Below are 26595 nucleotides of genomic sequence, written 5' to 3'. Positions count from 1 at the left end.
TAGAAAATACCCACTTTTCGTTAAAGCCATGGCGGCTACATTCCCTTAACATTATCAAGTCTTTTGATGATAATTATTAGCACGCTGCGCAATTATTCGCCGCAGTGATGTTACGGATTAAATCCGTTTGTTTAAGGGATAGTTTCACCATGGAAATCAATGTTAATGGCCGGGTGGTTCCACTCGGCGATATCTCGCCCGAGACCCCGCTGTTGTACGTGTTACGCAACGATCTGCACTTGAATGGCCCCAAATACGGCTGCGGCCTGGGGGAGTGCGGCGCCTGCACCGTTCTTATCAACGGCGTCGCCGCTCGCTCCTGCTCAATGCCGTTGGCCGCGGTAGGAAGCAAGTCCGTCACCACGCTGGAAGGCCTGGGCACGCCGGAAACACCGCACCCGGTGCAGCAAGGATTTATCGATGAGCAGGCGGCGCAATGCGGCTACTGCGTCAACGGCATGATCATGACGCTGGTCGCGCTGTTCGAACGTGAACCCGAGGCGGACGAACAGGCGATCAAGAAAGAGCTGGCCTACAACCTGTGCCGCTGCGGCACCCATCTTGAGATCTTGCGCGCCGCCGAACGCGCCCGCGCGCTGCTGGCTGCACGGAGGCAAGCATGAGCCGCCTCGAACTGACCCGCCGCCAGCTGTTGCAGGCCGGCGGCGTGGTGATGGTCAGCAGCCTGCTGCCCGCGCCGTTTAACGCCTTCGCCGCCGAGGCGGTTGTAGCGCCTGCCGATCTGCCGCTGGATAGGGTAGACAGTTTTATCAGCCTCACCGCCGACGGCCGGGTGACGGCCTTCAATGGCCACGTCGATCTCGGCACCGGCATTCGCACCGCGCTGGCGCAGATCGTCGCCGACGAAATTTGCGTGCCGTTCGAGCACGTCACGATGATCCTCGGCGATACGCAACGCACGCCGGATCAGGGGCCAACTATCGCCAGCGCCACCCTTCAGGTGACGTCGGTGCCGCTGCGCCAGGCGGCGGCGCAGGTGCGGCATATGCTGACGGCGCTGGCGGCCAAAGCCTTCGAACTGCCGGCCGACCAGCTGACGGCGGCGGCGGGGCAGGTGTTTGTGACCAAGAATCCGGGACGCACCTTGAGCTATGCGCAGCTGGCGAGCGGGCAGAATCTGCACGTGGCGCTGGATAAAAACGTGCCGCTGAACGGTGAACAGCAGAACCGCTATGTCGGCCGCGCCGTCGCCCGGGTCGATATTCCGGCCAAAGTGAGCGGCGCGCTGACCTACGTGCACGATCTGCGTTTGCCCGGCATGCTGCATGGCCGGGTGGTGCGCCCGCCTTACGCAGGCGCCGACAGCAGCGCGCCGCTGGGCGGCGGCCTGTTGTCGGTGGATGAAAGTTCGATCGCGCATCTGCCGGGCATCGTGAAACTGGTGGTGATCAACGATTTCATCGGCATTGTGGCCGAGCGCGAAGAGCAGGCGATCGCCGCCATGCGCCGGCTGAAAACCGAATGGAAACCCTGGGCCGGCCTGCCGGACCTGTCGCCGGAGGCGCTGCCCGCCGCACTGGAAGCCAACCCGAAAACCGACCGCGTGCTGCGCGACGATGCGGGCACGGACGACGCGCTGGCATTGCTGCATACCGAAGTGCGGGCGGACTATGTCTGGCCTTACCATCAGCACGCCTCGATCGGCCCTTCCTGCGCAGTGGCGGAGGTTAAAGACGGGCGGGCGCAGGTGTGGTCCGGCACGCAAAACCCGCACGATCTGCGCAAAGATATCGCCACGCTGCTGGAATTGGCGCCTGAGCAGGTGCATATCACCCGCATGGAGGCCTCCGGCTGCTATGGCCGCAACTGCGCCGACGACGTCTCGGCGGACGCGGCGCTGTTGGCGCGGGCGACCGGCCGCCCGGTGCGGGTGCAGCTGATGCGCGAACAGGAATCCGGCTGGGAGCCGAAGGGCACCGGTCAGTTGATCCGGGTGCGCGGCGGCCTCGACGCGCAAAACCGAGTGGCGGCCTACGAGTTGAAAACCAGCTATCCCTCCAACAATGCGGTGACCTTACCGCTGGTGTTGACCGGCAAGGTGGCCAACCGGGCTGACGTGCAACAGATGGGCGATCGCACCGCCATTCCGCAATACGAGTATCCGCACATGCGGGTGATTTGCCAGGACGCCGCGCCGATCGTGCGGGCCTCGTGGATGCGCGGCGTTTCGGCGCTGCCCAACGTGTTCGCCCATGAGTCCTGGATCGACGAGCTGGCCTGGCGTGCCGGCGAGGATCCGATCGCGTTTCGCCTGCGTTACCTGAACGATCCGCGCGCAGTGGCCTTGATTGAGGCCCTGAAGCGCCAGGCGAACTGGCAAGACGGCCCGGCGCACCGGTCACGCGCCGCCGGCGCCGAAGTGGTGAGCGGCCGCGGCTTCGCCTATGCGCGCTATTTCCACAGCAAATTTCCCGGCTTCGGCGCCGCCTGGGCAGCCTGGGTGTGCGATCTCAGCGTCAATCGCCTTTCCGGGCAGATCACGCTCGATAAAATCTTCGTGGCGCATGATTGCGGCCGGATGATCAATCCGGCCGGGGTGCGCCATCAGGTGCACGGCAACATTATCCAGTCCGCCAGCCGGGTGCTGAAAGAGTTTGTGACCTTCAACGCGTCGGGCGTGACGTCATTGGACTGGGGCGGCTATCCGATCCTGCGCTTTGACGAATTGCCGCAGGTCGATATCCAGCTGATCGACCGCCCGGACGAAGCGCCGATGGGTGCAGGAGAGTCCGCCTCGGTGCCGAGTGCGGCGGCGATCGGCAACGCGCTGTTTGACGCCCTCGGCGTGCGCCTGCGCGAGGTGCCGTTCACACCGGCGCGGGTGCTCGCCGCGCTGCGCGCTCAGGCCGGCCATTAACCCCCCGTAACGAACAAGGACAGCAAAGATGAGTAAGATGAAAAAAATCGTCGGGTGGGGTGGCGTCACGGTGATCGCCGTGGTGGTCGCCGGCGTGGTCGCCAGTTGGCAGCCGGAGATTGCGCCGCTCGCCGCCGATGCGACCCACAGTTTCAGCGAGGCGCAGATCGCGCGCGGCAAAACGTTGGCCGATCTCGGCGACTGCGCCGTGTGCCACACCCGTGCGGGCGGCGAGCGCAACACCGGCGGGCTGGCGATGGAGATCCCCTTCGGCACCATTTACACCACCAACATCACGCCGGATGTGGAAACCGGCATCGGCAGCTGGAGCTACGCGGCGTTCGAACGCGCCATGCGCCACGGCGTCGATCGCCAGGGCCGCTATCTCTATCCGGCGTTTCCCTATACCGCCTTTACCCGCACCCGCGACGACGATCTGCAGGCGCTGTATGCCTATCTGATGTCGCAGCCGCCGGTCAAGTACCGGCCGCCGGCCACCGATCTGCACTTTCCGTTCAACATTCGCCAGGGCATCTTCGCCTGGAACCTGCTGTTCCTGACGCCGGGCGCGTTGCCGGAACAGTCAGCCCAAAGCGCCGACTGGAACCGCGGCGCGTACCTGGTCGAAGGGTTGGGGCACTGCAGCGCCTGCCACTCACCGCGCAACGTGCTGTTCGGCGAGAAAACCGGCGGCGAGCACCTGGCCGGCGGCGTGGCGGAAGGCTGGACGGCGCCGGCGTTGACCGGCCGCTCGCCCGCGCCGCTCGCCTGGTCACAGCAGGATCTGGTCGATTTCATGCGCACCGGCTACTCGGCCAACCACGGCGTCGCCGCTGGCCCGATGGCGCCGGTGATCGAAGAAGGGCTGTCGCGCTTGCCGCAGGCCGACCTGCAGGCGATCGCCGTCTATCTGCGCAGCTATCATCCGGAAGCGGCGGCGCAGGCCGCGGCGGCAACCTTGAATGCTCAGGCGGAGCGCCAGGTCGAGCCCCTGAGTTCGCAAGGGGCGCGGCTGTTTTCCGGCGCCTGCATGGCGTGCCATGCGCAGGAAAAAGGCGCGCAGATGGCGGGGGTGCGCCCGTCTCTGGCGCTGAATACCAACCTGTTCGCCGAGGCGCCGGACAACGCCATTCGCGTGGTGCTGGACGGCATACAGCGGCCGGCGAACGCCGAGCTGGGCTATATGCCAGGCTTTCGCCATAACCTGAATGACGCGCAGATCGCCATCCTGCTCAACTACCTGCGGCAGCATTACGCCGGTCAGGCGCCGTGGCCGGACCTGGCGGCGCAGGTCGGCCGCTTGCGCGCCGAAACCGCGCAGAAATAACCGCCGGGGGCTGGACAGCCACGCCGCGTTGGCGACAATAGAGCTTTTCACATGGACAGAGGCAGTAAAATGAATACGTTAGACGCAATCCGCCAGCGCCGCGCCACCAAGCAGTTCGATGCGCAGCACGTGATGACGCTCGAAGAGAAAAAAGCGTTGCTGACTATCGCGCTGCAGGGCGCGCCCAGCGCGTTTAACCTGCAGCACTGGCGCCCGCTGCTGATCGAAGATCGCGCGCAGCGCGAGAAAATTCGCGAGGCGGCGTGGGGGCAGGCGCAGGTGACCGACGCGTCGATGCTGGTCGTGCTGTGCGGCGATCTGTCGAGCTGGGAGTCACAGGTAAAAAACGTCTGGGCCGAGGCCGCGGAGCCGGTACAGCAGTTCATGATCCCGGCCGTCGATCAGTACTATCGCGGCAAGCCGCAGGTGCAGCGCGACGAAGTGATGCGCAGCAGCGGCATCTTCGCCCAGACGTTGATGCTGGCGGCCAAGGCGCAGGGCTACGACTCTTGCCCGATGGACGGTTTTGATTTCGACGCGGTGGGCGAGATTATCAATAAGCCGGCGCATTATCAGATCGCGCTGATGGTCGCTATCGGCAAGGCGGCGGGGCAACCTTACCCGCGCATCGGCAAGCTGCCGTTCGACGAGGTGGTGAAAACCGATCGCTTCTGAGCTGAACGGTGAATGACAAAAGGGAAGGCTTGCGCCTTCCCTTATTTTTTTATGATGCACAGTTCGTTCCAGTAGCTGAAACGGATGCGCCGTTGCAGGCGGTGATGCCACATAGAACACTCCTTCTACCCTACACGGTTTAAATAAATAGCACCGCGCCGGACACAAGGCGAATGCCTTATTGTGCATAGCTTGCCCGTCGGGCGGGATTAACCGATTTTACCGGCCCGGTGCGCGGCGGGCGGCCATCGCCAGCCGAAGTTCATGCCCGCCGCCGCGCCGAGAATGGCCAGCGTGCCCAGCAGCTGCAACAGGCTGAGACGGTGCCCGAACGCCGCCCAGTCCACCACGATCGCCACTGCCGGGTAGATAAACGACAGCGCGCCGACCAGAGCGGTGGGGATTTTCTGGATCGCGCCATAGAGCAACGTGGACATCAACCCGGTATGCACCAGGCCGAGGGTCGCCAACAGCAGCCAGTCGAACGAATCGGCAGGAAGGTGGGTCAGACCGGCGAACGGCGCCAGCGCCAGCGCGCCGACGGTCAACTGAATCAACACGATCAGCTGCGGCGGCAGCGCGGCCAGCTGTTTGACGATCGCCGCCGCCAGGGCGTACATCAGGGCCGCCCCCAGCGCCAGCGCCACGCCCAGCAGATAGTCGCCATCGCCGCCACCGCTTTGCCGGCCGGTGACGATCAACACCATCCCGGCGAACGCCAGCAGAAGCCAGCCCAGCCGATTAGCCGTCAGTTTTTCGCCGAACAGCAACGCTCCCAGCGCCACCAACATAAACGGTTGAACATGGTAGGTCACGGTGGCGACAGCGATCGAGGCATGCGTATAGGCGGCAAACAATAGCGTCCAGTTGAGCACCAGCGCGAGGCCCCCCAGGACGGCGAAAGCCAGCTGCCGCCGGTTGATGGCGCCTGATTTCAGTTGCCCAAGCGCGGTGCAGGTGGCCAGCATCGCCAGCGCGCCAAATGCGCAGCGCCAAAACACCACCGTGGCGGGCGGCTGCCCTAAAACGAGTACCGGCCAACCGACGGTGCCGGAGATCGTCATGGCGAGGATCATTTGCACTGCGCCGCGCGTTTTCGTTTTCATGTCGTTTCCCTCGCGGCCTGACCGTGCTTGTGGTGAAGTCGCTTAATCATTAAAATGAACAATCGAATATTATGATGAACATGGCTGACGTTGTTCGTCAAGTCGAACAAATGAATGGTATAACGAACAATGAGCGAGAGCCTAATGCAGAACATCACGCCGATTGGCCTCTTGTCGGCGGCAATCCGCCGTGAGCGGGAGCGATTGAACCTGTCCGTTACCGAACTGGCGAAGCGCGCGGGTATCGCCAAGTCCACGCTGTCGCAGCTCGAAGCCGGCAGCGGCAACCCCAGCCTGGAAACGCTGTGGGCGCTGGCGATGGCGCTGGATGTGCCGGTCAGCCGGCTGATTTCGCAGCCGAGCAGGCCGGTGCAAGTGATCCGCGCCCATGAGGGAACGCCGGCGCTGTCGGAGCAGGGCAACTACGCCGCCACGCTGTTGGCGACCTGCCCACCGGGGGCGCAACGCGATATTTATCGGCTGCGGGTGCAGCCCGGTGAAGTGAAACTCTCCCGGCCGCATCCCCCCGGCACCGTTGAGCATGTGATCATCAGCAGCGGGAGCGCGCGCCTGGGGCCGGCGGATCAACCGCTGGAGCTGAACGCCGGCGATTACATCAGCTACTCGGCCGATCGCGAGCATGTATTCGAAGCGCTGGAGCCGGAGACCACCGCCGTGATGCTGATCGAACAGGGCTAACCCGGGCGTTGACGGTTCGTTTATTGAAAATGATTCTCAATTATATTAGGGTGCCCGCCTGTTTTGACGCCGGGACGGACGTATGGCCCGGTGTCGCTGCTTAACGCCCTTCAAGGACCGAAGATGAAAATCGCTATTCCTTCCATACTGTTACTCGCCGGTTTGACGGCGACGCACCCGGCCACCGTGTTGGCCGCTGCACCGCCCGCCGCGGCGGATCAGGGCCAGAACGACACGGCCAACAACGATTTCAGCTTCGTGCGCTATCGCGCGGATTATCGCGTTAACGCCAACGCCACCAACGTGAAGACGGAAAGCTACGAAGTGCTGCTGAAGACCAAGGCGGCGATCGAGAAATTCAGCCAGATCCGCCTGAGCTACAGCGAGAAAATGGAAACGCTGGAGGTGGTCGCCGCCTATACGCTGACCGCCGACGGCCAGCGCCACGATGTGGCGCCCGACCGCATCTACACCCAGGAGAGCTACTCCAGCGCCACGGCGCCGCTGTATGCCGACCGCAAAGTGCGCGTCATCGTGTTCTCCAACCTGGCGCCGGGATCGCGCGTGGTGTATGAGCTGCGCCGCACGCAAAACACCCCGTATTTCCCCGACTATTTCGGCCTGTGGGAGACGTTCAGCGTTTTCGATCAGTTCGACGACGCCGAAGTGACCCTGCAGGCGCCGGCCAAGCTGCCGATGCATATTTTCACCCGCGGCGTGGCGGGCGGCGACCAGCCACTGATCCGCGGCGGACAGGCGCACTGGCGCTGGCATTATTCGCGCAGCGCGCCGATGAAGGCGCAAAACTGGGCGGCGGACAGCTGGACCTTCAGCCCGACCATCATGGCCAGCACCTACCGCGATTGGCCGCAGTTGGCCAAGGCCTACCAGCTGAAGGCCGGCGCGGCGGCAAAGGTGACGCCGGGCATTCAGGCGCTGGCGGACAACATTACCGCCGGCATCAGCGATCGGCGCGAGCAGGCGGAGGCGCTCTATCGCTGGGTGGCGCAAAACATTCGCTACGTGGCGGTGTACCTGGGCAACGGCGGGCTGGAGCCGAATTCGGCGCAGAGCATTCTCGATAACCACTACGGCGACTGTAAGGATCACGTGGTGATCCTGGAGGCGCTGCTCGCCGCCAAGGGCATTGAAAGCTCGCCGGTGCTGATCGGCATGGATGAAGGCCCGATACTGCCTAACGTGCCGCTGCTCGGCCGCTTTAATCACGCCATCACCTATGTGCCGGAATTCAGACTGTACCTCGATTCCACCAATCCCTGGGCGCGTTTCGGGCAACTGCCGGAGGGCGACCTGGGGGCGCCGGTGCTGCTCACGCGCGACGCCAAACTGGCGCGCACGCCGGGCAGCGACGAGCAGCCGGTCAAGAGCGCGCTGAACGTCGATTTCGTGTTCGACAAGGCGGGCAATCTGCAGGGGGAGACCGAGCGCCGGCTGAGCGAAGTGGAAGAGATTGACCTGCGGGGCTACTTCTCGCAGATCAACCGCCAGAACCGGGCGCAGGCCGAAGCGACGATCATGTCCGCCTCCGGCATCGACGGCAGCGGCGAAGTGGCGATGAACAGCGATCCGCTGGATCTCAAAAAGCAGTTCGGTTACCGCTTCCGCTTCAAGGCGGACGACTACGTCGATTTCGGCGTGGTGGGCGGCATGACGTTGCCCAACCCGCCCGGCGGCAAATCGTTCCGCACGCTGTATACCACTACGGCGGCGCCGGGCAACGAAACCCCGTTCTACTGCAGCGCGCAGCGCTACGACGAAACCTACCGTCTGCAGCTGCCGGCCAACGTGCCGATCATCGCCATTCCGCAAGACAGGCAGTTCCGCAATGCGGCGGGCGACTATCGCGTGGCGTGGCGGCGCGATGGGCAGCAGGTGACCGTCAATCACCGCCTGCAGGTGAACGCCATTCGCGGCAAGGAAGCGCTGTGCCAGGCGCAGGATTACCCGGCGTTCCGCGAGCTGTTCCAGCAGGTGCGGCGCGGTTTCCGCGGCCAGGTGGTGTACGGTGAATTGGCCAACGGCAAATAGGACGCAGCCCCGTCGCGCGAAGCGGCGGGGCGCACGCCTCAGTTGAACTCGCTAGCGACCTCGGACCACAGGCTGACGCGGCAACCGCGCGCCGCGAAAGAATCCATCTCGCGCTTGATGCCGCCGCTCTCTTGCCAACCCGGCAAGTCGAGCACGATCAATTCATCCATCGCCGCCATGAACAGCGCGTCGATCGGCGCCCACAGCGTGCCGATGGCGGTTTTGTCGAGATCTTGCAGACAGAGATTGATCGGATGCGACATGCTGACCTGGCTAAAAACGGCGTTGCCGGCGCGCACGATAGCGGCGGCGACGTCGTTGCAGGCGATAAAGCGTTGCTGCACGACGTTGGCGTCGGCGTGGCTGTAGGGGCAGGCTAAAAATATTTTTCTCATTAGCGTTGGTTCTCTCAATAATTGTTGTCAGGGACGAAAAAAGGGCGCAGTTTCCCCGTGAGGCGGCGCCCCGTTTATTTTTATGGCTTAGGGATAAATTCAGCGAGCGGCGGCGGCGATGGCCGTCGATTGCCTTTGCGTCTGTTCTTTTTCCAGCAATTCAGCCTCCGGCACCGAAATTTTTATGGCGATCAGCACGGCGATCATGCCGCCGAGGACTTTGCCCATCATGATCGGCAACACCAGCGAAGGTTGGAAGTTGGCGGTAAACGCCAGGTGATCGCCCAACGTGGCCTGCGCGCAGATGCCGAAGGCCACGCACAGCACCTTATCGCGCGCCCGCATGCCTTTGAACAGGTGATAAACGGCGATGATATTGGCCAATACCATAATAAAGCCCAGCGCGCCGGTATCCGATAAACCGAGCTTTTTACCGATGAAATGCATCGGCTTGCGGCAATAGCGCTGGAATAAATAACAAATGGGGAATGTGCCCGCCAACATAATGCCGATATAACCGGCGATCTCGATAGCGCGGAATAATTCGTCTTTGTCGGCAAATAACGGATCGAACACCCAGCCGCCGAATACCTTTTTAAACACGCCGGTGAAATGTTCGATGATGCATAACGCCAATACCAGCTTGATAAAGGCATCCGCCGCTTTGCCGAAGATCAGGAACCCTTTCACCATCGCCGCCGGCCGCAGCTTCAGCCCCAGCGCCAACAGGAAGCACAGGGCGAACAGCGGCGACAGCAGCCGCAGCGCCTGCAGCAAGTCCAGCTGCAGATAGTGCGCGGCGGGCGAGGTGGTGGAGATGATCTCCCTGACCGGCAGGTTGTTGAAGGTGATGGTCACCAGGGCGATCAGCACCGCAAACGGAATGCTGATCAAACCCGCCATGGCCCCTAACGCCAGATACTTATGGTCGTCGCGGTTCAGCATGATAAGCCCGACCGGGATCAGGTAGACGATGCTGGCGCCGGAGGTGTAACCCACCAGCATGGCGACGATCCACATATCGCGGTTGGCGGCGATGGCGTCGGCCAACTGGTAGCCGCCCATGTCCACGGCGATCACCGCCAGCGCCGCGATCGAGGCGTCTGAGCCGAGCGCCGAGAAGAAGGGGCCGATGCTGTACATGATCAGGTAAGAGATGATCGGGATCGCGGCCATGATGCCCGCCTGGGCGAGAAACACCGGGCCGATGGCATGAATGCCGTTGACGAACTCACGCCCCAGCTCGCCTTCCGGCTTGACGATCGACGCCAACGCGCCGATCAGGGTGCCGGCCATGATGATATAGATGATGACATTACCGAACTCAGCCATGGTGTTCCTCCTGCGATGAACGTAAGCCGCGCGAGCGCGCGATGATTTCCTGATAACGGGCAAACCAGACCGCCATATCGACCTCGGCGGGTTCCGTCACTTCATAGCGGTTGAGCACCTTGAGCGGATGTTCCACCCCCAGTCCTTTACGCGCCAACAGCGCAACGCCTTGGGCGGTGATCTCCTTATTGGCGGGAGAGACGATGCGCTTTTGGATCAGGTTGGCGAGAAACTGCGTGAAATAGCGGTTGGCGGAAAGGCCGCCGTCCACCGAAATGCTGTCGCCGATCGGTTTCAGTTTATCCATGGCGTTGATCACCTCGGCGGAACGCATGGCGATGCCTTCGAGGATCGACTGCAGCAGATCCTTGCGTTCGGTTTCCAGCGACAGGCCGGCCCACATCCCGGCGGCGGAGCGATCCCAGTACGGGCAGGCCAGCCCAGAGAGCGCGGGCACAAAGGCCAGGCCGCGCGCGATGGCCGGCTGGGCCGGAAAATCGCCGAATTCATCGAAATCGTTGAACAGGCCTATCTTTCTTGCCCAGTTAATGGCGGAGGCCGCGTTATAAACGCCGCCGTCCAGGCCATACACCGGCTCGCTGCCGGGCAGCTTCCAGCACAGCGTGGGCAACAGGCCGGACTCGCCGGCGTCGATCGGGCGCGGCCCGGTGATCGCCTGTAAAAAGGCGCCGGTACCGAAGGTGATCTTCATCTGCCCCGGTTGATGGCAGCCGTGGCCGTATGTGCCGGCAAACTGGTCGACGATGCAGGCCGTCAGCGGCACCGGTTTGCCGTTGAGCGCGACGTCGCCGAAGTGGCCGATGTTGTCTCTGACCTCGGGCAGGCTGTCGATCGGCACGCCGAACAAACGGCACAGCTCCTCGTCCCACTGCAGGGTATGAATGTTGAACAACGAGGTGCGCGAGGCCGAGTTATAGTCGGTGAGGTGCCGGCCGCACAGGTGGAACAGGAAGAAAGCGTCCATGGTGCCGAGCCGCAGGCGGCCGCGTTGCGCCAGCTGCCTGGCCCCTGGCGCGTTGTTCATCAGCCAGCCCATCTTGCTGGCGGAGAAGTAGGTATCGAGCGGCAGGCCGGTTTTCGCCATCACCAGCGGCTCGACGCCTTCGCGTTTCAGGCGCTGGATCTCCGGCTCGGTGCGCTGATCTTGCCAAACGATGGCGTTGTACAGCGGCAGGCCGCTGTCGGCGTCCCAGGCCAGCAGGCTTTCGCCCTGATGCCCTAAACCGATGGCATCCACCATGTCGCACTGGCTGAGACAGCGGCGGATATTCGCCAAAATCTCCAGGGCGTCGTGTTCCACCCAGCCCGGATTGGGGGTGATCTGCTTGTGCGGCATGCTGGCCGGCGAATGGTGCCTGCCGTCTTCGCCGAACACCACGACCCGGGTGCCGGTGGTTCCCTGATCAATCGCGGCATAACGTTGATTCATCATTGCTTCGCTCTCTTATAGGTTTTGTTTTTTTATTGTGCCTGGTGTTGGTTGTGTGACTGTTTTAATAATCTATCTTCAATTTCACACATTAAAGCAACATAAAACACAAGATAAAATAACCCCGCGTGATCGACCTCATACTTTTTGCTTATCACCGCCTTTTGCGGCCTTTTTTTGGGAGTTGTGTTGTTTTTATCATTTCAAATGCGGTTATTGTGTGGTTTTATTGTGGTTATCACATCAAAACGGGACATCAGCATGATGGAAGAACAAACGGATTGGGACATTGTCGTGATTGGCGGCGGTGTGGTCGGGTGTGCGGTATTCCGCAAATTTTGCCTGATGGGCGCCCGTACGCTGCTGTTGGAAAAGGGGGGCGATATCCTGTCCGGCGCCAGCAAAGCCAACAGCGCGCTGCTGCATACCGGCTTCGATGCGCCGAGCGGCAGCCTGGAACTGCATTGCATGCAGGCCGGCTACCGGGAGTTTATCGCCATCCGTGAACGGATGAATTTGCCGCTGTTGCCTACCGGCGCGTTGGTGGTGGCGTGGGACGAGCAGCAGCTGGCGGCGCTGCCCGCGATCGTGCAGCAGGCGCATGACAACGGCGTGCTGGACGTGGCGCAGATCGACGCCACCGAACTGTATCGCCGTGAGCCGCAACTGGCGCCCGGCGCGTTGGCGGCGGTAGAGGTACCGGGAGAGAGCGTGATCGATCCCTGGAGCACGCCGCTGGCGTACCTGACGCAGGGCGTCAAACACGGCGGCGACTATCGCTTCAATACCGAGGTGACCGGCGCCGAACGCTTGCCGACCGGCTGGCGGCTAACCAGCAACCGGGGCGAGTTTCACGGCAAAATCGTCATCAACTGCGCCGGCAATCAGGGCGACCGGGTAGAAAGTTTCTGCCATCAGCCCGAGTTTGAAATCCGCCCGCGCAAAGGGCAGTTCCTGGTGTTCGACAAGGCCGCCGCCGGTCAGGTCAACGCCATCATCTTGCCGGTGCCGACGGCGATCACCAAAGGGGTGCTGCTGTCGAAAACCATCTTTGGCAATTTGCTGCTCGGGCCGACCGCCGAAGAGCAGCAGGATCGCGAGACGGCGACGGTGGACGAAACCAAAATGCGCGAGCTGATCGAACAGGGCACCCGGCTGCTGCCCACGCTGGCGAATTACAGTGTGACCGCCAGCTATGCCGGATTACGCCCGGCGACCGAACAGAAACACTACCGCATTCAGCACTATCCCGATCGGCAGTGGATCTGCGTGGCGGGCATTCGCTCCACCGGCCTGACGGCGGCGCTCGGCATCGCGCAATACGTGGAGCAGCTTTATCGCGACCACTTTACGCCGTGCTTCACGCTGACAACGCCGCAGACCGTGCATTGGCCGCAGATGCCGATGCTTGCCGACTATGCGCTGCGCGATTATGCGCGCCCGGACAACGGCGGCATCGTTTGCCATTGTGAGCTGGTGACCCAGCGGGAGATAGAGGCGGCGTTCGATTCCGCCGTGCCGCCGGAATGCATCGGCGGGCTGCGGCGCCGCACGCGCGTGATGATGGGGCGCTGCAACGGTTTCTATTGCAGCAGCCGGGTGGCGGAAATGGTGGGCGATCGTTTTGGCCAAACGCTGGCCGTAGGGAGCATTGATGAAAACTGAGTATCAGGTGGCGATTGTCGGCGCCGGGCCGGCCGGGATTGCGGCGGCGACCGCGCTGCGGCAGGCGGGCATCGAGGATGTGGTGATCCTGGAGCGGGAACAGCAGGCGGGCGGCGTGCCCAGGCACTGCCGACATCCCACCTTCGGGCTGCAGACTTTTTACCGGCCGATGCTGGGGTCCACCTATGTTGATAAGATACTGGCGCGCGCCGGGCAGGTAGAGATCCGCACCGGCGTGACGGTGCTCGCCATCAAACCAGACGGTGAGCTGACCATCACGGACCGCCGTGGCGTCAGCACCTTGAAAGCGCAGCGGGTGATCCTGGCGACCGGCGTGCGCGAGACGCCGCGTCATCCACGCCTGGTGAGCGGCCTGCGGCCGCAGGGCGTGCTGACCGCCGGCGCGCTGCAGCAGTTCGTCTATTTGCGCGGGCTGCAGCCGGGCAAGGCGCCGGTGGTGGTCGGCACCGAGCTGGTCAGTTTCTCCGCGCTGTGGACGCTGCGCAACGCCGGCGTGCGCGCCGTCGCCATGATTGAAAGCGGCGGCAGGCCCGTCGCCTGGCGGCTGAGCGCGCTTTATGCGCGCCTGATGGGGGTGCCGATTCACTATTATTCGCGGGTGACCGACATTGCCGGCCGCGATCGGGTCGAATCCATCGAGGTGGAGAACCGCCAGGGAGAGAAACGGCGCATCGCCTGCGACAGCCTGATCTTCACCGGCCGCTTCACCGGGGAGTATACGCTGATCCGCCAGAGCCACCTGGCGCAGCGGCCGGAGAGCGGCTGCCCGCTGACCGATCAGTTCGGCCGCTGTTCCGACGCCGCCTATTTCGCCGTCGGCAACATGCTGCACCCGGCGGACATGGGCGACCAGTGTTATCAGGAAGGGCTGCGCGTCGGCGAAGCCGTTGCCCGTTCGCTGCAGCGCACGCTGCCGCCGGCGCGGCAAATCCTCCCGGTGCGGCATGACGAGCGGATCCGCCTGACCGCGCCTGCCAACGTGGCGCTGATCGGCAAACCCGCCACGGTCACGATCAATATGCGCGTGGAACAGCCGGTGTCCGGTTCGATCGTGGTGCGGCTGGGGGAGAAAGTGCTGTACCGTAAAACGCATCGCTGCCTGCCGGAACGGCGGATCCTGCTGCGCAACATCGCCTTGCCGCCCGGCGGCGAGCGTGACGCGCTGCACATCAGCATCGAACCCGCCGGATGAACGGCGGCTACGGCTTGCGTCTAACGCCCTGAAACCCGTAGTATTCCGTCAGTTAACGCCGCGAGTCTCGGCGGAAGCAGTCACTCTTACTTAAGGCAGCGAGTGTAATGTGAATGGATATCTCTAATTCCGTGGAAAGGCGCAATGAAATACTGGCGCTGATCCAGGCCAATGGCCGGGTTTACGTGAATGAGCTGGCGGATAAATTCCAGGTTTCGCAGGAAACCATTCGGCGCGATCTTAACAAGCTGGAAGATTATCGGCTGATCAAGAAGATCCACGGTGGCGCGGTCAGCAGCCAGTTCAAGTTCGAGCATGAATTCAATGAGCGGGCCAAAATCGCCGAGGCTGAGAAGCGCGCCATCGCGGAGAAAGCGGTGACGCTGATCCAACCGGGCGATACGGTGTTCGTGGATTTCGGCACCACCACGCTGGAGTTCGCTCGGCAGTTGGCGACGGTGGATCAGTTGACGGTCATCACCAACTCGCCGCTGATCGCCAACGTCTGTCTGGAAAATGACTCCACCGACGTGGTGCTGATCGGCGGGCAGTTCATCGACTCCAAAATGGCGTGCCTGGGCGCGATCGCGTTGAATAATATCGAAGCGTTTTTCGCCGATTACGCCATTATCGGCGCCGGCGCGGTTAATGTGCAGACCGGGGTGATGGATCAAAACGTCAATGAGGCGGCCATCGCGCGAAAAATGATTGCGCAGAGCCGCAAATGCATCGTGCTGGCAGATGAAAACAAGCTGCGCGGGCATGCGATGACGCTGGTGGCCAAATGGCCCGAGGTCGATTATCTGGTGACATCCGACAGCGGTAATGCGCTCGAAGGGCTGGTTTTCCCCGCCAACGTCAATGTGTTGGTGGCGCAGGTATAAAGGGGAGAAGCCTTTCTCCATGTGGAGAAAGGCTCAAACCGCTTCCGTCAGGCGATATCGACCGCGCGCACCTCTTTGGATCTCAGCTTCACGCGGATTGGCACCGATTTGTACGAAGGCGTACCGCTCTCCTCATCGATGTAATGCAACGGCACCAGCACGTTGGCTTCCGGGTAGTAGGCGCCGACCGATCCGGCCGAGATGTTGTAGGCGATCACCGTGATGCCTTCCAGGCGCTGGGTGCTGCCGGGCAGCGCCGTTTCCAGGTCGACCACGTCGCCATGCTCCAGCCCCAAACGTTGCAGATCGCTGTCATTCATAAACAGCACGTCGCGCCTGCCGAAAACCCCGCGATAGCGGTCATCCAGGGCATAGATGGTGGTGTTGTACTGATCGTGGCTGCGCAGGGTGATCAGCCGCAGCGTATCTTGTTCCGCCGCAATCTGGTCTTCGTGCAACCCGCTGAACACCGAAAACATCGCTTTGCCCGTCGCCGTCGGCCACAGGCGTTCTGTCGGCGGCAATGGCATGCGAAAACCGCCGGGTTGACGAATGCGCGCGTTGTAATCGTCGAAGCCGGGGATGGTTTTTTCGATCAGATCGCGGATCACGTCGTAATCCTCGACCAACTCATCCCAGGGCACCTTGCTGGCGGGCATCACCGTTTTGGCCATGCCGGCCACAATGGCGGGTTCCGAACGCAACAGCTCCGACGCCGGTTTTAATTTGCCGGACGAGGCATGCACCATCGACATCGAATCCTCAACCGTCACCGATTGCCGTCCGCCGGCCTGCAGATCCAGCTCGGTACGGCCCAGGCAGGGCAGAATGAGGGTTTCTTTCGCCACCAACAGATGGCTACGATTGAGTTTGGTGCCGATATGTACGCTTAACTCCAGTGCTTTCATCGCCGGGAAGCTCTGCTCGGGATCCGGCAGCGCCACGGCGAAGTTGCCGCCCAGGCAGATCAACGCTTTCGAAGCGCCGTCGATCATCGCCTGCATGCATTTCACGGCATCGTGACCGTGGGCTTTGGGCGGCGTGAAGCCAAACACCGTTTCCAGCTTCGCCAAAAATTCGGCCGAGGGTTTTTCGGTGATGCCGACGGTGCGGTTGCCCTGCACGTTAGAGTGGCCGCGCAGCGGGCAAATGCCGGCGCCCGGTTTGCCAATGTTGCCGCGCAGCAGCAGCAGGTCAGCGATCAGGCGCACGTTGGCCGTCCCTTTATTGTGCTGCGTAATGCCCATGCCGTAGGTCACGATGGTGGCGTTGGATTTCGCGTAAGCGGCGGCGACCTGTTCCAGATCCTGACGCGTCAGACCGCTTTCCGCCTCAATGGCTTCCCAACGGGTGGTCCGCAGATCGGCGTCGAAAGCCGTAAACCCTTCAGTGTGCTCGGCAATAAAGGCGTGATCCAGCGCATTGCCATGCTCATCATCCAACTGCAGCAACGCTTTGGCGATGCCTTTGAGCGCCGCAGCATCGCCGCCGGCTTCGACCTGATAGTAGGTTGAAGCGATCGGGGTCGAACTGTAGGTCGCCATTTCGATGACGTTTTGCGGATCGGTGAAACGTTCGAGCGCCCGCTCGCGCAGCGGGTTAAACACAATGATCGGCACTTTTTTGCGCGCCAGCTCATGCAGCGTGCCCATCATGCGCGGGTGGTTGGTGCCCGGGTTGTGCCCGATGGAAATAACCAGCTCCGCGCTGTCAAAGTCGTCCAGCGAGACGGTGCCTTTACCGATGCCGATCGATTGCGGCAGGCCAACGCTGGTCGGCTCATGGCACATGTTGGAGCAGTCGGGAAAGTTATTGCTGCCAAATTCACGCGCAAACAGCTGGAACAGGTAGGCCGCCTCATTGGACGCCCGGCCGGAGGTATAAAATTCCACCTGTTCCGGCGGCAGCGTCTGCAAGACGGCGGCGATGCGTTGGAACGCCTCGTCCCAGGCCAGCGGGCGCAGGGTGTCCGTCCCGGCGTCATAAAACAGGGGCGTGGTCAGGCGGCCATAGTCTTCCAACTGATAATCGGTTTTTTGCAGCAGTGAGGTCACGGTATTTTGCGCCAGGAATTCGGGCGTCACGCGCTTGCTGGTCGCTTCCCAGGTCACCGCTTTGGCGCCGTTTTCGCAAAACTGAAAGGTGGAGCGATGCTCTTTATCCGGCCACGCACATCCCGGGCAGTCAAACCCGTCGGGCTGGTTGGTACGCATCAGCGTCACCGGCGCTTCCAGGGTATCCATCTGTGTGCGCACGGCGATGGCCGTCGCTTTCAGCGCGCCCCAACCGCCGGCGGGCCCATCGTAGGGATGGACACCGGGTACTGCTCGTCTTTTCGCCATTATTGATTGCCTCCGACACCGCTTACGATAAATGCAGGTGATTGATTTAAAATTAATATTGTCGTTATCGTCTAAGAAGGAAGGCAGACGCCGCCGTCGTCAAACGCGAGCCTGTCGCTTCAGTATAGATGAGTAAGAAAGGGCGCAGCGGCAGTCAATGCGGGGAAGTAGCGGCCCGTCTAACCTGAGGCGGGCCGCCGGGGCGTTACTTTTTCACCACCAGGCCCACGCCGCGGCCGCGCGGATCGGACGCGGTTTCCGGCGTGCGGCCATCGATGCGGATGACCTGAATATCCCCCATGTTCCAGCCCTGGTCTTCGAGGGTGTAGCCCATGGCCTTCAGCTCGTCCGCCGGTTTGCCGGTCAGCGGCGCAAAGCTGTCATAGTATACGGTGTCCTTCGGCAACAGCTGATGGTGTACGCGCTGGGCGGCCACCGCCTGCGCCAGCGGCAGATGGTAATCGTAGAGGTTGTTGATCACCTGGAAGATCGAGGTGAAGATGCGCGAACCGCCCGGGGTGCCGATCACCAGGGTGACGTCGCCGTCGCGCGTGATGATGGTCGGGCTCATCGAGGAGAGCATGCGTTTGCCCGGCTCGATGGCGTTGGCGTCGCTGCCCACCACGCCGAAAGCATTGGCGACGCCGGGTTTGGCGCTGAAGTCGTCCATCTCGTCGTTAAGCAGGAAGCCGGCGTCCTTGACCACCACGCCGCTGCCGAAGTCCCAGTTCAGCGTATAGGTATTGCTGACCGCGTTGCCGGCGGCATCGACGATCGAAAAGTGGGTGGTTTGGTGGCTTTCCAGCCCCGGCCGCACCCGTTCGGTCGGCGAGATCGCCGTCGGGTTGATCTCGGCGGCGCGTTTTTGCAGGTAATCAGGGGCGATCAGCTGCGCTTCCGGCACGTTAGTGAAATCCGGGTCGCCGAGGTAGTCGGCGCGATCGGCGAACACGCGTTTTTCGATTTCCGCCAACAGGTGGATATAGCGCGCCGAGTTGAGCGGCACGCCCTTGAAGTCGGCCGCGCGATCTTCTTTGATCCCCAGCAGCTGCGCCAACGCAATGCCGCCGGAGCTGGGCAGCGGGGCGGTATACACGGTGTTGCCGCGCCAGCTGATGCGCATCGGTTCACGCCATTTCACCCGATAGTCGGCCAGATCCGCCGCGCCGATCAGCCCCTTGTTGCGCTGCATTTGCGCCACCAGCAGGCGGGCGGTCTCGCCGTGATAAAAATCGTCGGCGCCCGATTTGGCGATGCGCTCAAGGGTGGCGGCCAGCTCCGGCTGTTTGAACACCGTGCCGGGCTTCATGGCGCCGAAATAGTCGCCGAAGTTGGTTTTACCGGCGAACAGCTTGTTGGCGTCTTCACGGTACTGATACTGCTGATCCGCTACGGTGAAACCTTGCCGGGCGTAGCCGATCGCCGGCGTCAGCAGTTCGGCCCACGGCAGCTTGCCGAAACGCTTGTGCGCTTCCCACAACCCCAGCACGGTGCCCGGCACGCCAGCGGCGCGGCTGCCCACCAGGCTGAGATTTTCGATCACTTCGCCTTTCTCGTTCAGATACATGGTCTTGCTGGCGGCCTTGGGTGCCACTTCGCGGTAGTCGAGAAAATAGGGCTTGCCGTCGACATACAGCGTCATAAAGCCGCCGCCGCCGATATTGCCGGCTTCAGGGTAGGTCACCGCGAGGGTAAAGGCGGTGGCGACCGCCGCGTCGACCGCGTTGCCGCCGGCCTGCAGAATGTGCGCGGCGACTTTTGCGCCATACTGATCCGGAGCGGCGACCGCGCCGGCGGTCAGATCGGCGGCACAGGCGGCGGGAAGGGAGCAAACAAGGGTCACGCTCAGCGCTATCGTTTTCAATAAACCGGCAGACATAGAAGATCCTTTTAGCGATGTTCAGTTATCAGGTGAATTCAACTAATTATTTTGAAACAGCAGGTTAGCGCGTTTTCTTCGGGCTGTTGCGGCGCTTTATTGAAAGTAGCAGCGGTCAGGCGGGCCCGCCTGACCAGAGTAGCAAATCGTGATGTGACGCGTTATGCGCCGGCGGGCAGCGCCGACTGCAGCCATTGGCAGAAGTGACGGGCGAGCGGATTGTGTTCGCTGTCGCGGTGCAGCAGCCACGCCCAGTTGGCGCCGCGCACGCGTTGCTCGGTTAACGGCTGCAGCAGCCCGACGTCGCGCGCGTGTTGCGCCAGCAGTTGGCTGACCAACGCGATGCCGAGGCCGTTGCAGGCGGCGTCCAGCAGCAGACCAGGATCGGAGAAGTTCAGCCCGCTGTCGCGTTGGCCGACGTGCGCGCCGCCCGCCACCGTCCAGTGGCTCCAGTCCATCTCGCGTTCGCCGTGCAAGGTCACGCGCTGCTCCGGCGCCAGCGCCAATAGGCTGGGGTGGCAGGCGGGATAGAGCCGGTCGGTACAGAGAACGTTAAAGGTGCAGTCCGCCTGCGCGCTGAGATCGTCGCGGATCGCCAGATCGATGCTGTCCGTCGCCATATCCGGCGGCTCAAAGCTGGTGAACAGCCACAGATCGATCTGCGGATGCCGCTGATTGAACTCGCCCAGCCGCGGCGCGAGCCAGTGGCGGGCAAAGGCCGGGGTGGTGTTGACGATCAGCTGATTGGGTTTGCGGTACTGATCCAAACGGCGAATGCCGACGGCCAACTGTTGCAGCATCACCTGCGCGGTGCTGAACAGATCGTGGCCGGCGTCGGTCAGCGTTACGCTGCGGCCGGTGCGGAAGAACAGCGGCTGTTCCAAAAACGCCTCGAGGCTGCGGATCTGTTGGCTGATGGCCGACTGGGTCAGGTGCAATTCTTCGGCGGCCTGATGAAAACTGCCCAGGCGCGCCGCCGCTTCGAAACCGCGCAGTGCGCTCAAAGGGGGCCAGTGTTTTAACATTATCGATAAGCCTGTCTAATCAGATATCCACTAAATATATCGTTTGTCGCGGTGGCAGGGGAAGACTAGCATGGGATTCAAGTGCCGGAGAGTGAAGAATTCGGTTAACCATTTGAATTTAAATTAATTAAAAGAGGTCGTTTATGTCATCGCGTCGCACCTTCATCAAGCAGCTTTCGGCGGTGGCCGGCGTCGGCTTGACGGCATCGTTGGGCTTTCCATTACGCGGTCACGCAGAAGCTGCGCTTAATCCGGCCTGGCGGATGCCCGACGAAGGGGAACCTCAGCTGCGGGCGTTTCTCGCCTTCGGCGCGCAGCGTGCGATTTGGGGTGGGTTCACGACGGACGTGCAGGCAGCGCAGGGGCGCATCGCCCGCGCCATCGCCGAGTTTCAGCCGCTGACGGTATTTTGCCGCGCGCACGAACGGCAGCTGGCGGAGGCCACCTGCGGCAGTCAGAACGTCAGCTATGTCGTCACCGAGCTGGATGACATCTGGATGCGTGACATTGGCGCCAATTTCGTCGTCAACGACGCCGGTGCGCTGGGCGCGGTGGATTTCAATTTCAACGGCTGGGGCGATAAGCAGCGGCATGCCAGGGATGCGCGTCTGGCGGCGTTCGCCGCCAAAAAATACGGCGTCGCTCAGCCGCGCCGCAGCGCACTGGTGGGCGAAGGCGGCGGCATTGAGGTGGATGGGCGCGGCACCGGCATCATGACCGAGAGCAGTTGGGTGAATGCAAACCGTAATCCAGGCTGGAACCGCGATCGGGTGGAGCAGGAGCTGAAGGCGATGCTCGGCCTGCGCAAAATTATCTGGCTGCCGGGCATTAAAGGCCGGGACATCACCGATGCCCACGTCGATTTTTATGCCCGTTTCGTGCGGCCGGGCGTGGTGGTGGCCAACCTGGACACCGATCCGGCCTCTTATGATCATGCGGTTACCCAGGCGCATCTGGCGATCCTCAAGGCAGCGACCGACGCCGACGGCCGCAAGCTGCAGGTGCATACGCTTTCGCCGCCGCTGGCGCCGCGCGACAGTCGTTTCAGCCGCCACAATCCCGATTTTGCGGCGGGCTACATCAACTATTTCGTGATCAACGGCGCGGTGATCGCCCCTGAGTTTGGCGATCCGCAGGCGGATAAAGCGGCGTTTGAGCTGCTGACGGCGCTCTATCCGCAGCGCAAGGTGGTGCAGTTGGAGATCGACGCCATCGCGGCCGGCGGCGGCGGCATTCACTGCGTGACCAGCCAGCTGCCGGTGCATGGCAAACCAGAGCAGTGAATGTTCAAAAAATGCGCGCACGGTTGTTTGTCGCCATAGGCTGTGGTTGGCTGAGTGGAAACATAAGGAGGCCATCATGAACGACTTATCCTTGAGCATTCCCACCTGGTATCGCGATCCGCACGCAGAGCAGGCCATGGCCGAAGGCCATGCGCCTATCTGGCGGCATCTGCTAACTCTGGTGCCGGAACACGAACTGTCCGGCGTCAGGGTGCTGGACTTCGGCTGCAATCAGGGCGGTTTTCTGCGTCTGTTGCACCAAATCCGGCCATTTCGTGAAGGGCTAGGCGTCGATATCGCCCGCCAGTCCGTCGAACACGCCAATCGCCTGAAAGGAAACCTGCCGATCGGTTATCAAACCGACACGCGGCTGACAGGCTGGGATGACCATTTCGATATCGCTTTCAGCCATGAAGTCATCTACCTGATCGAAGATATCGCGCAGCATGCCGCCGATATGCTGCGGGCGCTGAAACCGGGCGGCGTTTACTATGCGGTGACCGGTTGCCACACCGACAACCCGCTGTGGCCGCAATGGCGCGCAAGGGTCGCTGAACAGACGCATACCGTGGTGCAGGATCGCTCGCTGGACGACTATGCGCGCATTTTCTCCGGCGCGGGGTTCCAGGTCTCTGCCCGCAGGCTGGGTTTTTCCGGCTTCGTGCCCTATGAGCCGGACGGTTGGATGCCGAATATCACGGCGGCGATCGACTACTATTGGCACACCAAAACGGTGTTCAGATTGGCGAAGCCGTAAAAAGCCGTAGGCACGCGAGGCTGTTGGCGTAGGCGCCTGCGCGATGATGAAGCATGGGCAGACTGCCATCCTGAATATCATGGGGGGGAGCTATTGCTTTTATCTCACTGTGTTGCTCTAAAAATTCCTGGTATCTGTGATGAGGCAGGTAGGCGGGGGATTTTCCATGGATCTTGTCCACCTATCCAATATGTGGACAACCTGTGATATTCTTTCGTCCCTGACCCCATTCAATGTGGAACATCACGATGAGTAATGACGCGGATAATAGCGGCTCACAGGTGATTGCCCGGGCCGCCACCCTGCTGCGGGCGCTGGAAACTCAACCGAAGGGCATGACCATCTCTCAATTGTCCCGGGAAACGGGGCTGCCGCGCACCACCGTACACCGTTTGGTCACCTCGCTTGAATCGCAACAGCTGCTCATCATGGGCAGCGGCGGCGTTCAATTAGGACCGGCGCTCGCCCGCCTGGCGGCTTCCGCGCATACGGATGTGATCACCCTTGCAAAACCGGCGATGGAAACGCTGGGCCGCCGCACGCGTGAAACCGTCGATTTGTGCGTTTACCGCGGCAGCCACGCGGTATCGGTAGGCCAGTTTGTTTCCGATCAGGAACTTCGCGTCGTATCAGCCGTTGGCACCGCCTTTCCGTGTCACTGCACGGCGCATGGCAAAGCCATTCTGGCCGAGCTGCCTGACGAAAAGATTGCGGATCTGCTTGGCGGCCAGCCGGATGTCAGAACGGATAATACCCTCAGAACCGTCTCATCCGTACTGGAGGACATTCGGGAAACCAGGATCCGTCGTTACGCCATCGATCGCGAAGAGCACGCTCGCGGCGTCTGTGGCGTCGGCGTTTATCTCAATATCGGCGTCAACGAGCTTTACGCCATATCCATTGCGGTTCCGGCCATGCGCTTCGAGGAAAAGTTTGACCATCTGCTCGGTTCGCTGATGCAGTGCAAAGCGGAAATCGAGGCGATGCTGGCATAACAAGCCGGGGCGTTTGGCCCGGCAGGCGCTAAACGCCGCATGGGCAAGCATGCCTCGCCCCCGGCGCTGCGTTGGCGAGGGGAAGGCGGCAGTCAGCTGTTGCCGAACCGGGCATAAATTTCAGGCAGGAAACGGCCGAGCGAAGAAAACTCCGTCATATCGTGGACGGCCATTTCATAAGCAAAGCCTTCCAGCGACGCTTTCGTCATCCCCGCTTTTGTGATGTATTCGCGGGAGCGTTTTCCGCCGTCCGGGAACTTATCGAATCTATCCCAGGATTCATGCGTGCCGATCCAGTAACGGTTGACCATTTCCATCCCTTGCGGCGTGTCGCGACCCAGATGAATCATCAACACCAGCGGCGTTGATTGCGCATCATAAGGCGTGATGATGCCGCTGGCGTTAAAGGTAAAGCGATGCTTTTTGAGCAACTCGCTCTCGACGCCGAAGCTTTCCGGCGCATTAAAATGGATAACGCCGTCAAGATAGTTATCGCCAATGTACTCGGTAATGTGGTTCGGGTTGCCGTACAGCCGCTCAGCGTAGGACAGACGGGTATCCGCCAGACGCTTGGGATCGACAACCGAGTTGTGGATATGAGCATGCGGGAACCACAGATAATAGCGTTCGCTCTCGATCGGGTGCCAGCAGAACCACCACTTGAACATCTCCGTGGTCACGCCCGGAAAAATATGGCGGCTTTGCGCATAGGCGCAGGGGCCGCCATCCTCAACGACGGCGTAACCCGATACCGGAAACTCGTCAAAACGTTCCAATAGGGTTTTCAGGCCCGCTTTCGTGGGTTGAAGGATGTGTTCTTTTGCCAACGGCCCCTGTTCCAGCGCGCGGATCATCTCTACGGGCGCATCCAGATTGCTGTCGAAGAACTCGGCGTAGGGCTTGCCCTGAATGCCTTTCTCATTGATCTTCAAGCGTTTCTGCATCGGCACCTGATAGTAGGAAATCAATGACTTATCGAGCGATGCGCCTGCATCAGTAAACGCGCCTTTCCGCGCCGCCGCCGGTAGGGCGGATGATGGCGCCGCCATGGCGGAAGACAGCAGGGATTGAGAAAGCAAGGCGCCGCCAGCCAACAGCGGAATGCGCTTGATGATATTACGACGTGAAATTTCTTTACTCATGAGATCCTCACTTAGGTTGTCGCCGACTTGACGGCAGCGAGATGTGGTGTGGTTGATATTGATTCTGAATTATCCGCATGATGGATCATTCATCCGAATAATGGTTATTATTCTGTTGCCGGATGTGGGCGATGTCAACGCTCATTGAGTGACAAAGCGCATGGATTGCCAAAAAGCGCCTGCCAGCCATTGCAGGTAATAACTGGAGGGTTGCCGACGTTGGCAGGGTAGGATTGACATTCGGTTTACAGTTTGCGCGTTGACATGTTGGGCAGAAGCCTCAAGAATACCGTCCAAATAATGGATATTGAATCCATATAACGGACACCTTAGTGAGGCTCTCTATGCGTGAATTAAGAAAAATGGCGGCGTTTACGCTCTTGGCCGTGGCCTGTCTGACGATCATGGTCGGTTGCGTGATCGTTCCCGGTTTGACGGAGATCGCGAGCCAGTTGGGCACGCCTTCCGCGGCCAGTTGGCTGGTCACCGTGCCGTCGTTGGGCGTGGTGATATTTGGCCCCTTTGCCGGACGTTTTATTGACAAGGCGGGCGCTTACGCGGCGCTCAGCTGGGGGCTGTTGTTGTATGGCCTGCTTGGGGCGGGGGGGCTGTTGCTTCGCGGCTTTTGGCCGGTGATGCTCGACCGCCTGCTGCTTGGCGGCGCCACGGCGATCGTGATGTCAGCCGGCACCGGTCTGATTTCTGCTTTTTACAGTGGGCAGGCGCGCTTGAAAATGATCGCTTCGCAAGGCATGTCGATCGAGCTGGGCGGCGTCATCTTTCTGTTTATCGGCGGACTGTTGGCGACGCTCGGCTGGCGCTGGCCCTTCCTGTTGTATCTTGTCGCCTGGGTGTTGCTGGCGATGCAGTTGCTGTTTGTGCCCAAACCCCAGTCCGATGTGGGCGAATCAGACAACGTTCAGCGCGGTGATGCCATTTCCACCGGCGCCGGCAGATTAACCGCGGTCTATTTTTCCGCTGTGCTTTCCATGATCTGCTTCTTCACCGGGATCATTGTCATCCCGCAGCATTTCCACCACATGAATATCGGGGCGGCGCAAACGGGATACTTCCTGTCGTTTATCTCGCTTATCGCCGTTTTTGCCGCCGCGCTGATGCCCAGGTTGGTGGCTTTACTCAGAGACAACGGCGCGCTTGGCGCGGCGTTTGTCTGTTATGCCGCAGCGCATCTGCTCTTCGCCTCTGCGCACGACACTGCGGCATTTGTTGCCGGCGGCATTCTGATGGGATGCGGGTTCGGCTTCTCGGTGCCGTTGGTTAATCATATGACCGTAGAACAAAGCTCCCCCCGCACCCGGGGGCGAAATCTGGCCTATTTATCGATGGCGATTTTCTCCGGCCAGTTCTTGTCATCCTTTATGGCGTTCATTCCCGGCAGTTCATCCGCCGTTTTCCTGGGAGCGGCGGGTATCAGCATCGCCACGGTTTTGGCGCTGACGCTTGCGCGCAGATTAGGGTAAACCCACCGCGCTGCGCGT

At 61.5% G+C, this 26595-nt stretch carries 21 protein-coding genes; 13 read left to right on the top strand and 8 right to left on the bottom strand.

Translation table 11 applies throughout. The features are described from left to right. The first annotated feature begins 149 nt into the window (after positions 1-149). The 4 genes from MMS95_RS10070 to MMS95_RS10055 all read left to right on the top strand — a co-directional run bounded on the left by MMS95_RS10070 (position 150) and on the right by MMS95_RS10055 (position 4880). A complete protein-coding gene (locus tag MMS95_RS10070) occupies positions 150-623 on the top strand; it encodes a (2Fe-2S)-binding protein (RefSeq protein WP_049188933.1) in 474 nt (157 codons plus the stop codon). Further along, positions 620-2878: a molybdopterin cofactor-binding domain-containing protein gene (locus MMS95_RS10065; protein ID WP_242141627.1), complete on the top strand. Its 2259-nt coding sequence runs from the start codon at positions 620-622 to the stop codon at positions 2876-2878. The genes MMS95_RS10070 and MMS95_RS10065 overlap by 4 nt, the downstream gene beginning before the upstream one ends. A gap of 28 nt (positions 2879-2906) precedes the next feature. Next, positions 2907-4205, top strand: coding sequence for a cytochrome c (locus MMS95_RS10060; protein ID WP_082996782.1), 1299 nt, complete (start codon positions 2907-2909; stop codon positions 4203-4205). Positions 4206-4274: 69 nt separating this feature from the next. Next, entirely contained in the window at positions 4275-4880 is a 606-nt protein-coding gene (locus tag MMS95_RS10055) for a nitroreductase family protein (RefSeq protein WP_033632999.1), read from the top strand. Positions 4881-5089: 209 nt separating this feature from the next. Here the strand turns inward: MMS95_RS10055 and MMS95_RS10050 are convergent, their stop codons facing one another. Continuing rightward, positions 5090-5986, bottom strand: coding sequence for a DMT family transporter (locus tag MMS95_RS10050; protein ID WP_242141626.1), 897 nt, complete (start codon positions 5984-5986; stop codon positions 5090-5092). A gap of 129 nt (positions 5987-6115) precedes the next feature. On the opposite strand from MMS95_RS10050, the gene MMS95_RS10045 reads away from it, so the two are divergent. Beyond that, the gene (locus MMS95_RS10045) at positions 6116-6685 is read left to right on the top strand and encodes an XRE family transcriptional regulator (protein WP_048323578.1); all 570 of its coding nucleotides are present in this window, start codon (positions 6116-6118) and stop codon (positions 6683-6685) included. 123 nt (positions 6686-6808) lie between these two features. Beyond that, positions 6809-8734, top strand: a complete 1926-nt coding sequence (locus MMS95_RS10040; protein WP_242141625.1) for a DUF3857 domain-containing protein — start codon at positions 6809-6811, stop codon at positions 8732-8734. 38 nt (positions 8735-8772) lie between these two features. On the opposite strand, the gene MMS95_RS10035 is transcribed toward MMS95_RS10040, so the two are convergent. The 3 genes from MMS95_RS10035 to MMS95_RS10025 form a co-directional block, all read right to left on the bottom strand. Further along, complete coding sequence (locus MMS95_RS10035) at positions 8773-9129, bottom strand: DUF1937 family protein (RefSeq protein WP_004938034.1); 357 nt, start codon at positions 9127-9129, stop codon at positions 8773-8775. A 99-nt stretch (positions 9130-9228) separates the two neighbouring features. Continuing rightward, positions 9229-10461, bottom strand: coding sequence for an ethanolamine utilization protein EutH (gene eutH / locus MMS95_RS10030; RefSeq protein ID WP_242141624.1), 1233 nt, complete (start codon positions 10459-10461; stop codon positions 9229-9231). Continuing rightward, complete coding sequence (locus MMS95_RS10025) at positions 10454-11914, bottom strand: glycerol kinase (protein ID WP_242141623.1); 1461 nt, start codon at positions 11912-11914, stop codon at positions 10454-10456. Before MMS95_RS10025 ends, eutH begins: the two co-directional genes overlap by 8 nt. 258 nt (positions 11915-12172) lie before the next feature. Here MMS95_RS10025 and MMS95_RS10020 point away from each other — a divergent pair, with 258 nt between their 5' ends. The 3 genes from MMS95_RS10020 to MMS95_RS10010 all read left to right on the top strand — a co-directional run bounded on the left by MMS95_RS10020 (position 12173) and on the right by MMS95_RS10010 (position 15673). After that, positions 12173-13576, top strand: coding sequence for an NAD(P)/FAD-dependent oxidoreductase (locus MMS95_RS10020; RefSeq protein ID WP_103085293.1), 1404 nt, complete (start codon positions 12173-12175; stop codon positions 13574-13576). Next, positions 13566-14789 carry an FAD-dependent oxidoreductase gene (locus MMS95_RS10015; RefSeq protein ID WP_103085292.1) on the top strand — a complete coding sequence of 408 codons (1224 nt, stop codon included), beginning with the start codon at positions 13566-13568 and terminating at the stop codon, positions 14787-14789. Before MMS95_RS10020 ends, MMS95_RS10015 begins: the two co-directional genes overlap by 11 nt. 113 nt (positions 14790-14902) lie before the next feature. Continuing rightward, entirely contained in the window at positions 14903-15673 is a 771-nt protein-coding gene (locus MMS95_RS10010) for a DeoR/GlpR family DNA-binding transcription regulator (protein ID WP_103686685.1), read from the top strand. A gap of 47 nt (positions 15674-15720) precedes the next feature. Here MMS95_RS10010 and MMS95_RS10005 read toward each other — a convergent pair whose 3' ends face one another. From MMS95_RS10005 to MMS95_RS09995, 3 genes are all read right to left on the bottom strand, one after another. Further along, a complete protein-coding gene (locus MMS95_RS10005; RefSeq protein ID WP_242141636.1) occupies positions 15721-18018 on the bottom strand; it encodes an FdhF/YdeP family oxidoreductase in 2298 nt (765 codons plus the stop codon). Between the two features lie 202 nt (positions 18019-18220). Next, positions 18221-19894 carry a gamma-glutamyltransferase gene (gene ggt, locus MMS95_RS10000; protein WP_242141622.1) on the bottom strand — a complete coding sequence of 558 codons (1674 nt, stop codon included), beginning with the start codon at positions 19892-19894 and terminating at the stop codon, positions 18221-18223. 161 nt (positions 19895-20055) lie between these two features. Beyond that, positions 20056-20919 (bottom strand): LysR substrate-binding domain-containing protein, encoded by an 864-nt coding sequence (locus tag MMS95_RS09995; RefSeq protein ID WP_060559691.1) that lies wholly within the window; start codon positions 20917-20919, stop codon positions 20056-20058. A 143-nt stretch (positions 20920-21062) separates the two neighbouring features. On the opposite strand from MMS95_RS09995, the gene MMS95_RS09990 reads away from it, so the two are divergent. The 3 genes from MMS95_RS09990 to MMS95_RS09980 all read left to right on the top strand — a co-directional run bounded on the left by MMS95_RS09990 (position 21063) and on the right by MMS95_RS09980 (position 23954). Continuing rightward, the gene (locus tag MMS95_RS09990; RefSeq protein ID WP_242141621.1) at positions 21063-22202 is read left to right on the top strand and encodes an agmatine deiminase family protein; all 1140 of its coding nucleotides are present in this window, start codon (positions 21063-21065) and stop codon (positions 22200-22202) included. Between the two features lie 76 nt (positions 22203-22278). Continuing rightward, a complete protein-coding gene (locus tag MMS95_RS09985; RefSeq protein ID WP_242141620.1) occupies positions 22279-22959 on the top strand; it encodes a class I SAM-dependent methyltransferase in 681 nt (226 codons plus the stop codon). A gap of 248 nt (positions 22960-23207) precedes the next feature. Next, the gene (locus tag MMS95_RS09980; RefSeq protein ID WP_004938000.1) at positions 23208-23954 is read left to right on the top strand and encodes an IclR family transcriptional regulator; all 747 of its coding nucleotides are present in this window, start codon (positions 23208-23210) and stop codon (positions 23952-23954) included. Positions 23955-24046: 92 nt separating this feature from the next. Here the strand turns inward: MMS95_RS09980 and MMS95_RS09975 are convergent, their stop codons facing one another. Next, on the bottom strand, positions 24047-25096 hold the full coding sequence (locus MMS95_RS09975; RefSeq protein ID WP_060559688.1) for a hypothetical protein: 1050 nt from the start codon (positions 25094-25096) through the stop codon (positions 24047-24049). 344 nt (positions 25097-25440) lie between these two features. On the opposite strand from MMS95_RS09975, the gene MMS95_RS09970 reads away from it, so the two are divergent. Continuing rightward, positions 25441-26577 (top strand): MFS transporter, encoded by a 1137-nt coding sequence (locus MMS95_RS09970; protein WP_242141619.1) that lies wholly within the window; start codon positions 25441-25443, stop codon positions 26575-26577. The last annotated feature ends 18 nt before the right edge of the window (positions 26578-26595 follow it).

Origin of the sequence: Serratia sp. PGPR-27, from assembly GCF_022678525.1 — a bacterium.
Taxonomy (GTDB): Bacteria; Pseudomonadota; Gammaproteobacteria; order Enterobacterales; family Enterobacteriaceae; genus Serratia; species Serratia nematodiphila.
Note: the sequence above shows the minus strand (reverse complement) of the source record. Positions and strands in the feature narration are given on the sequence as shown.

What these genes read in the sequence shown, in the direction of transcription:
- MMS95_RS10055 (WP_033632999.1), top strand. Translation starts at nt 4,275, where the DNA reads ATGAATACGTTAGACGCAATCCGCCAGCGCCGCGCCACCAAGCAGTTC.
- MMS95_RS10060 (WP_082996782.1), top strand. Translation starts at nt 2,907, where the DNA reads ATGAGTAAGATGAAAAAAATCGTCGGGTGGGGTGGCGTCACGGTGATC.
- MMS95_RS09970 (WP_242141619.1), top strand. Translation starts at nt 25,441, where the DNA reads ATGCGTGAATTAAGAAAAATGGCGGCGTTTACGCTCTTGGCCGTGGCC.
- MMS95_RS09975 (WP_060559688.1), bottom strand. Translation starts at nt 25,096, where the DNA reads ATGAGTAAAGAAATTTCACGTCGTAATATCATCAAGCGCATTCCGCTG.
- MMS95_RS10050 (WP_242141626.1), bottom strand. Translation starts at nt 5,986, where the DNA reads ATGAAAACGAAAACGCGCGGCGCAGTGCAAATGATCCTCGCCATGACG.
- MMS95_RS10010 (WP_103686685.1), top strand. Translation starts at nt 14,903, where the DNA reads ATGGATATCTCTAATTCCGTGGAAAGGCGCAATGAAATACTGGCGCTG.
- MMS95_RS10020 (WP_103085293.1), top strand. Translation starts at nt 12,173, where the DNA reads ATGATGGAAGAACAAACGGATTGGGACATTGTCGTGATTGGCGGCGGT.
- MMS95_RS09980 (WP_004938000.1), top strand. Translation starts at nt 23,208, where the DNA reads ATGAGTAATGACGCGGATAATAGCGGCTCACAGGTGATTGCCCGGGCC.
- ggt (WP_242141622.1), bottom strand. Translation starts at nt 19,894, where the DNA reads ATGTCTGCCGGTTTATTGAAAACGATAGCGCTGAGCGTGACCCTTGTT.
- MMS95_RS10025 (WP_242141623.1), bottom strand. Translation starts at nt 11,914, where the DNA reads ATGATGAATCAACGTTATGCCGCGATTGATCAGGGAACCACCGGCACC.
- MMS95_RS09995 (WP_060559691.1), bottom strand. Translation starts at nt 20,919, where the DNA reads ATGTTAAAACACTGGCCCCCTTTGAGCGCACTGCGCGGTTTCGAAGCG.
- MMS95_RS10065 (WP_242141627.1), top strand. Translation starts at nt 620, where the DNA reads ATGAGCCGCCTCGAACTGACCCGCCGCCAGCTGTTGCAGGCCGGCGGC.
- MMS95_RS10040 (WP_242141625.1), top strand. Translation starts at nt 6,809, where the DNA reads ATGAAAATCGCTATTCCTTCCATACTGTTACTCGCCGGTTTGACGGCG.
- eutH (WP_242141624.1), bottom strand. Translation starts at nt 10,461, where the DNA reads ATGGCTGAGTTCGGTAATGTCATCATCTATATCATCATGGCCGGCACC.
- MMS95_RS10045 (WP_048323578.1), top strand. Translation starts at nt 6,116, where the DNA reads ATGAGCGAGAGCCTAATGCAGAACATCACGCCGATTGGCCTCTTGTCG.
- MMS95_RS10015 (WP_103085292.1), top strand. Translation starts at nt 13,566, where the DNA reads ATGAAAACTGAGTATCAGGTGGCGATTGTCGGCGCCGGGCCGGCCGGG.
- MMS95_RS10070 (WP_049188933.1), top strand. Translation starts at nt 150, where the DNA reads ATGGAAATCAATGTTAATGGCCGGGTGGTTCCACTCGGCGATATCTCG.
- MMS95_RS09985 (WP_242141620.1), top strand. Translation starts at nt 22,279, where the DNA reads ATGAACGACTTATCCTTGAGCATTCCCACCTGGTATCGCGATCCGCAC.
- MMS95_RS10035 (WP_004938034.1), bottom strand. Translation starts at nt 9,129, where the DNA reads ATGAGAAAAATATTTTTAGCCTGCCCCTACAGCCACGCCGACGCCAAC.
- MMS95_RS09990 (WP_242141621.1), top strand. Translation starts at nt 21,063, where the DNA reads ATGTCATCGCGTCGCACCTTCATCAAGCAGCTTTCGGCGGTGGCCGGC.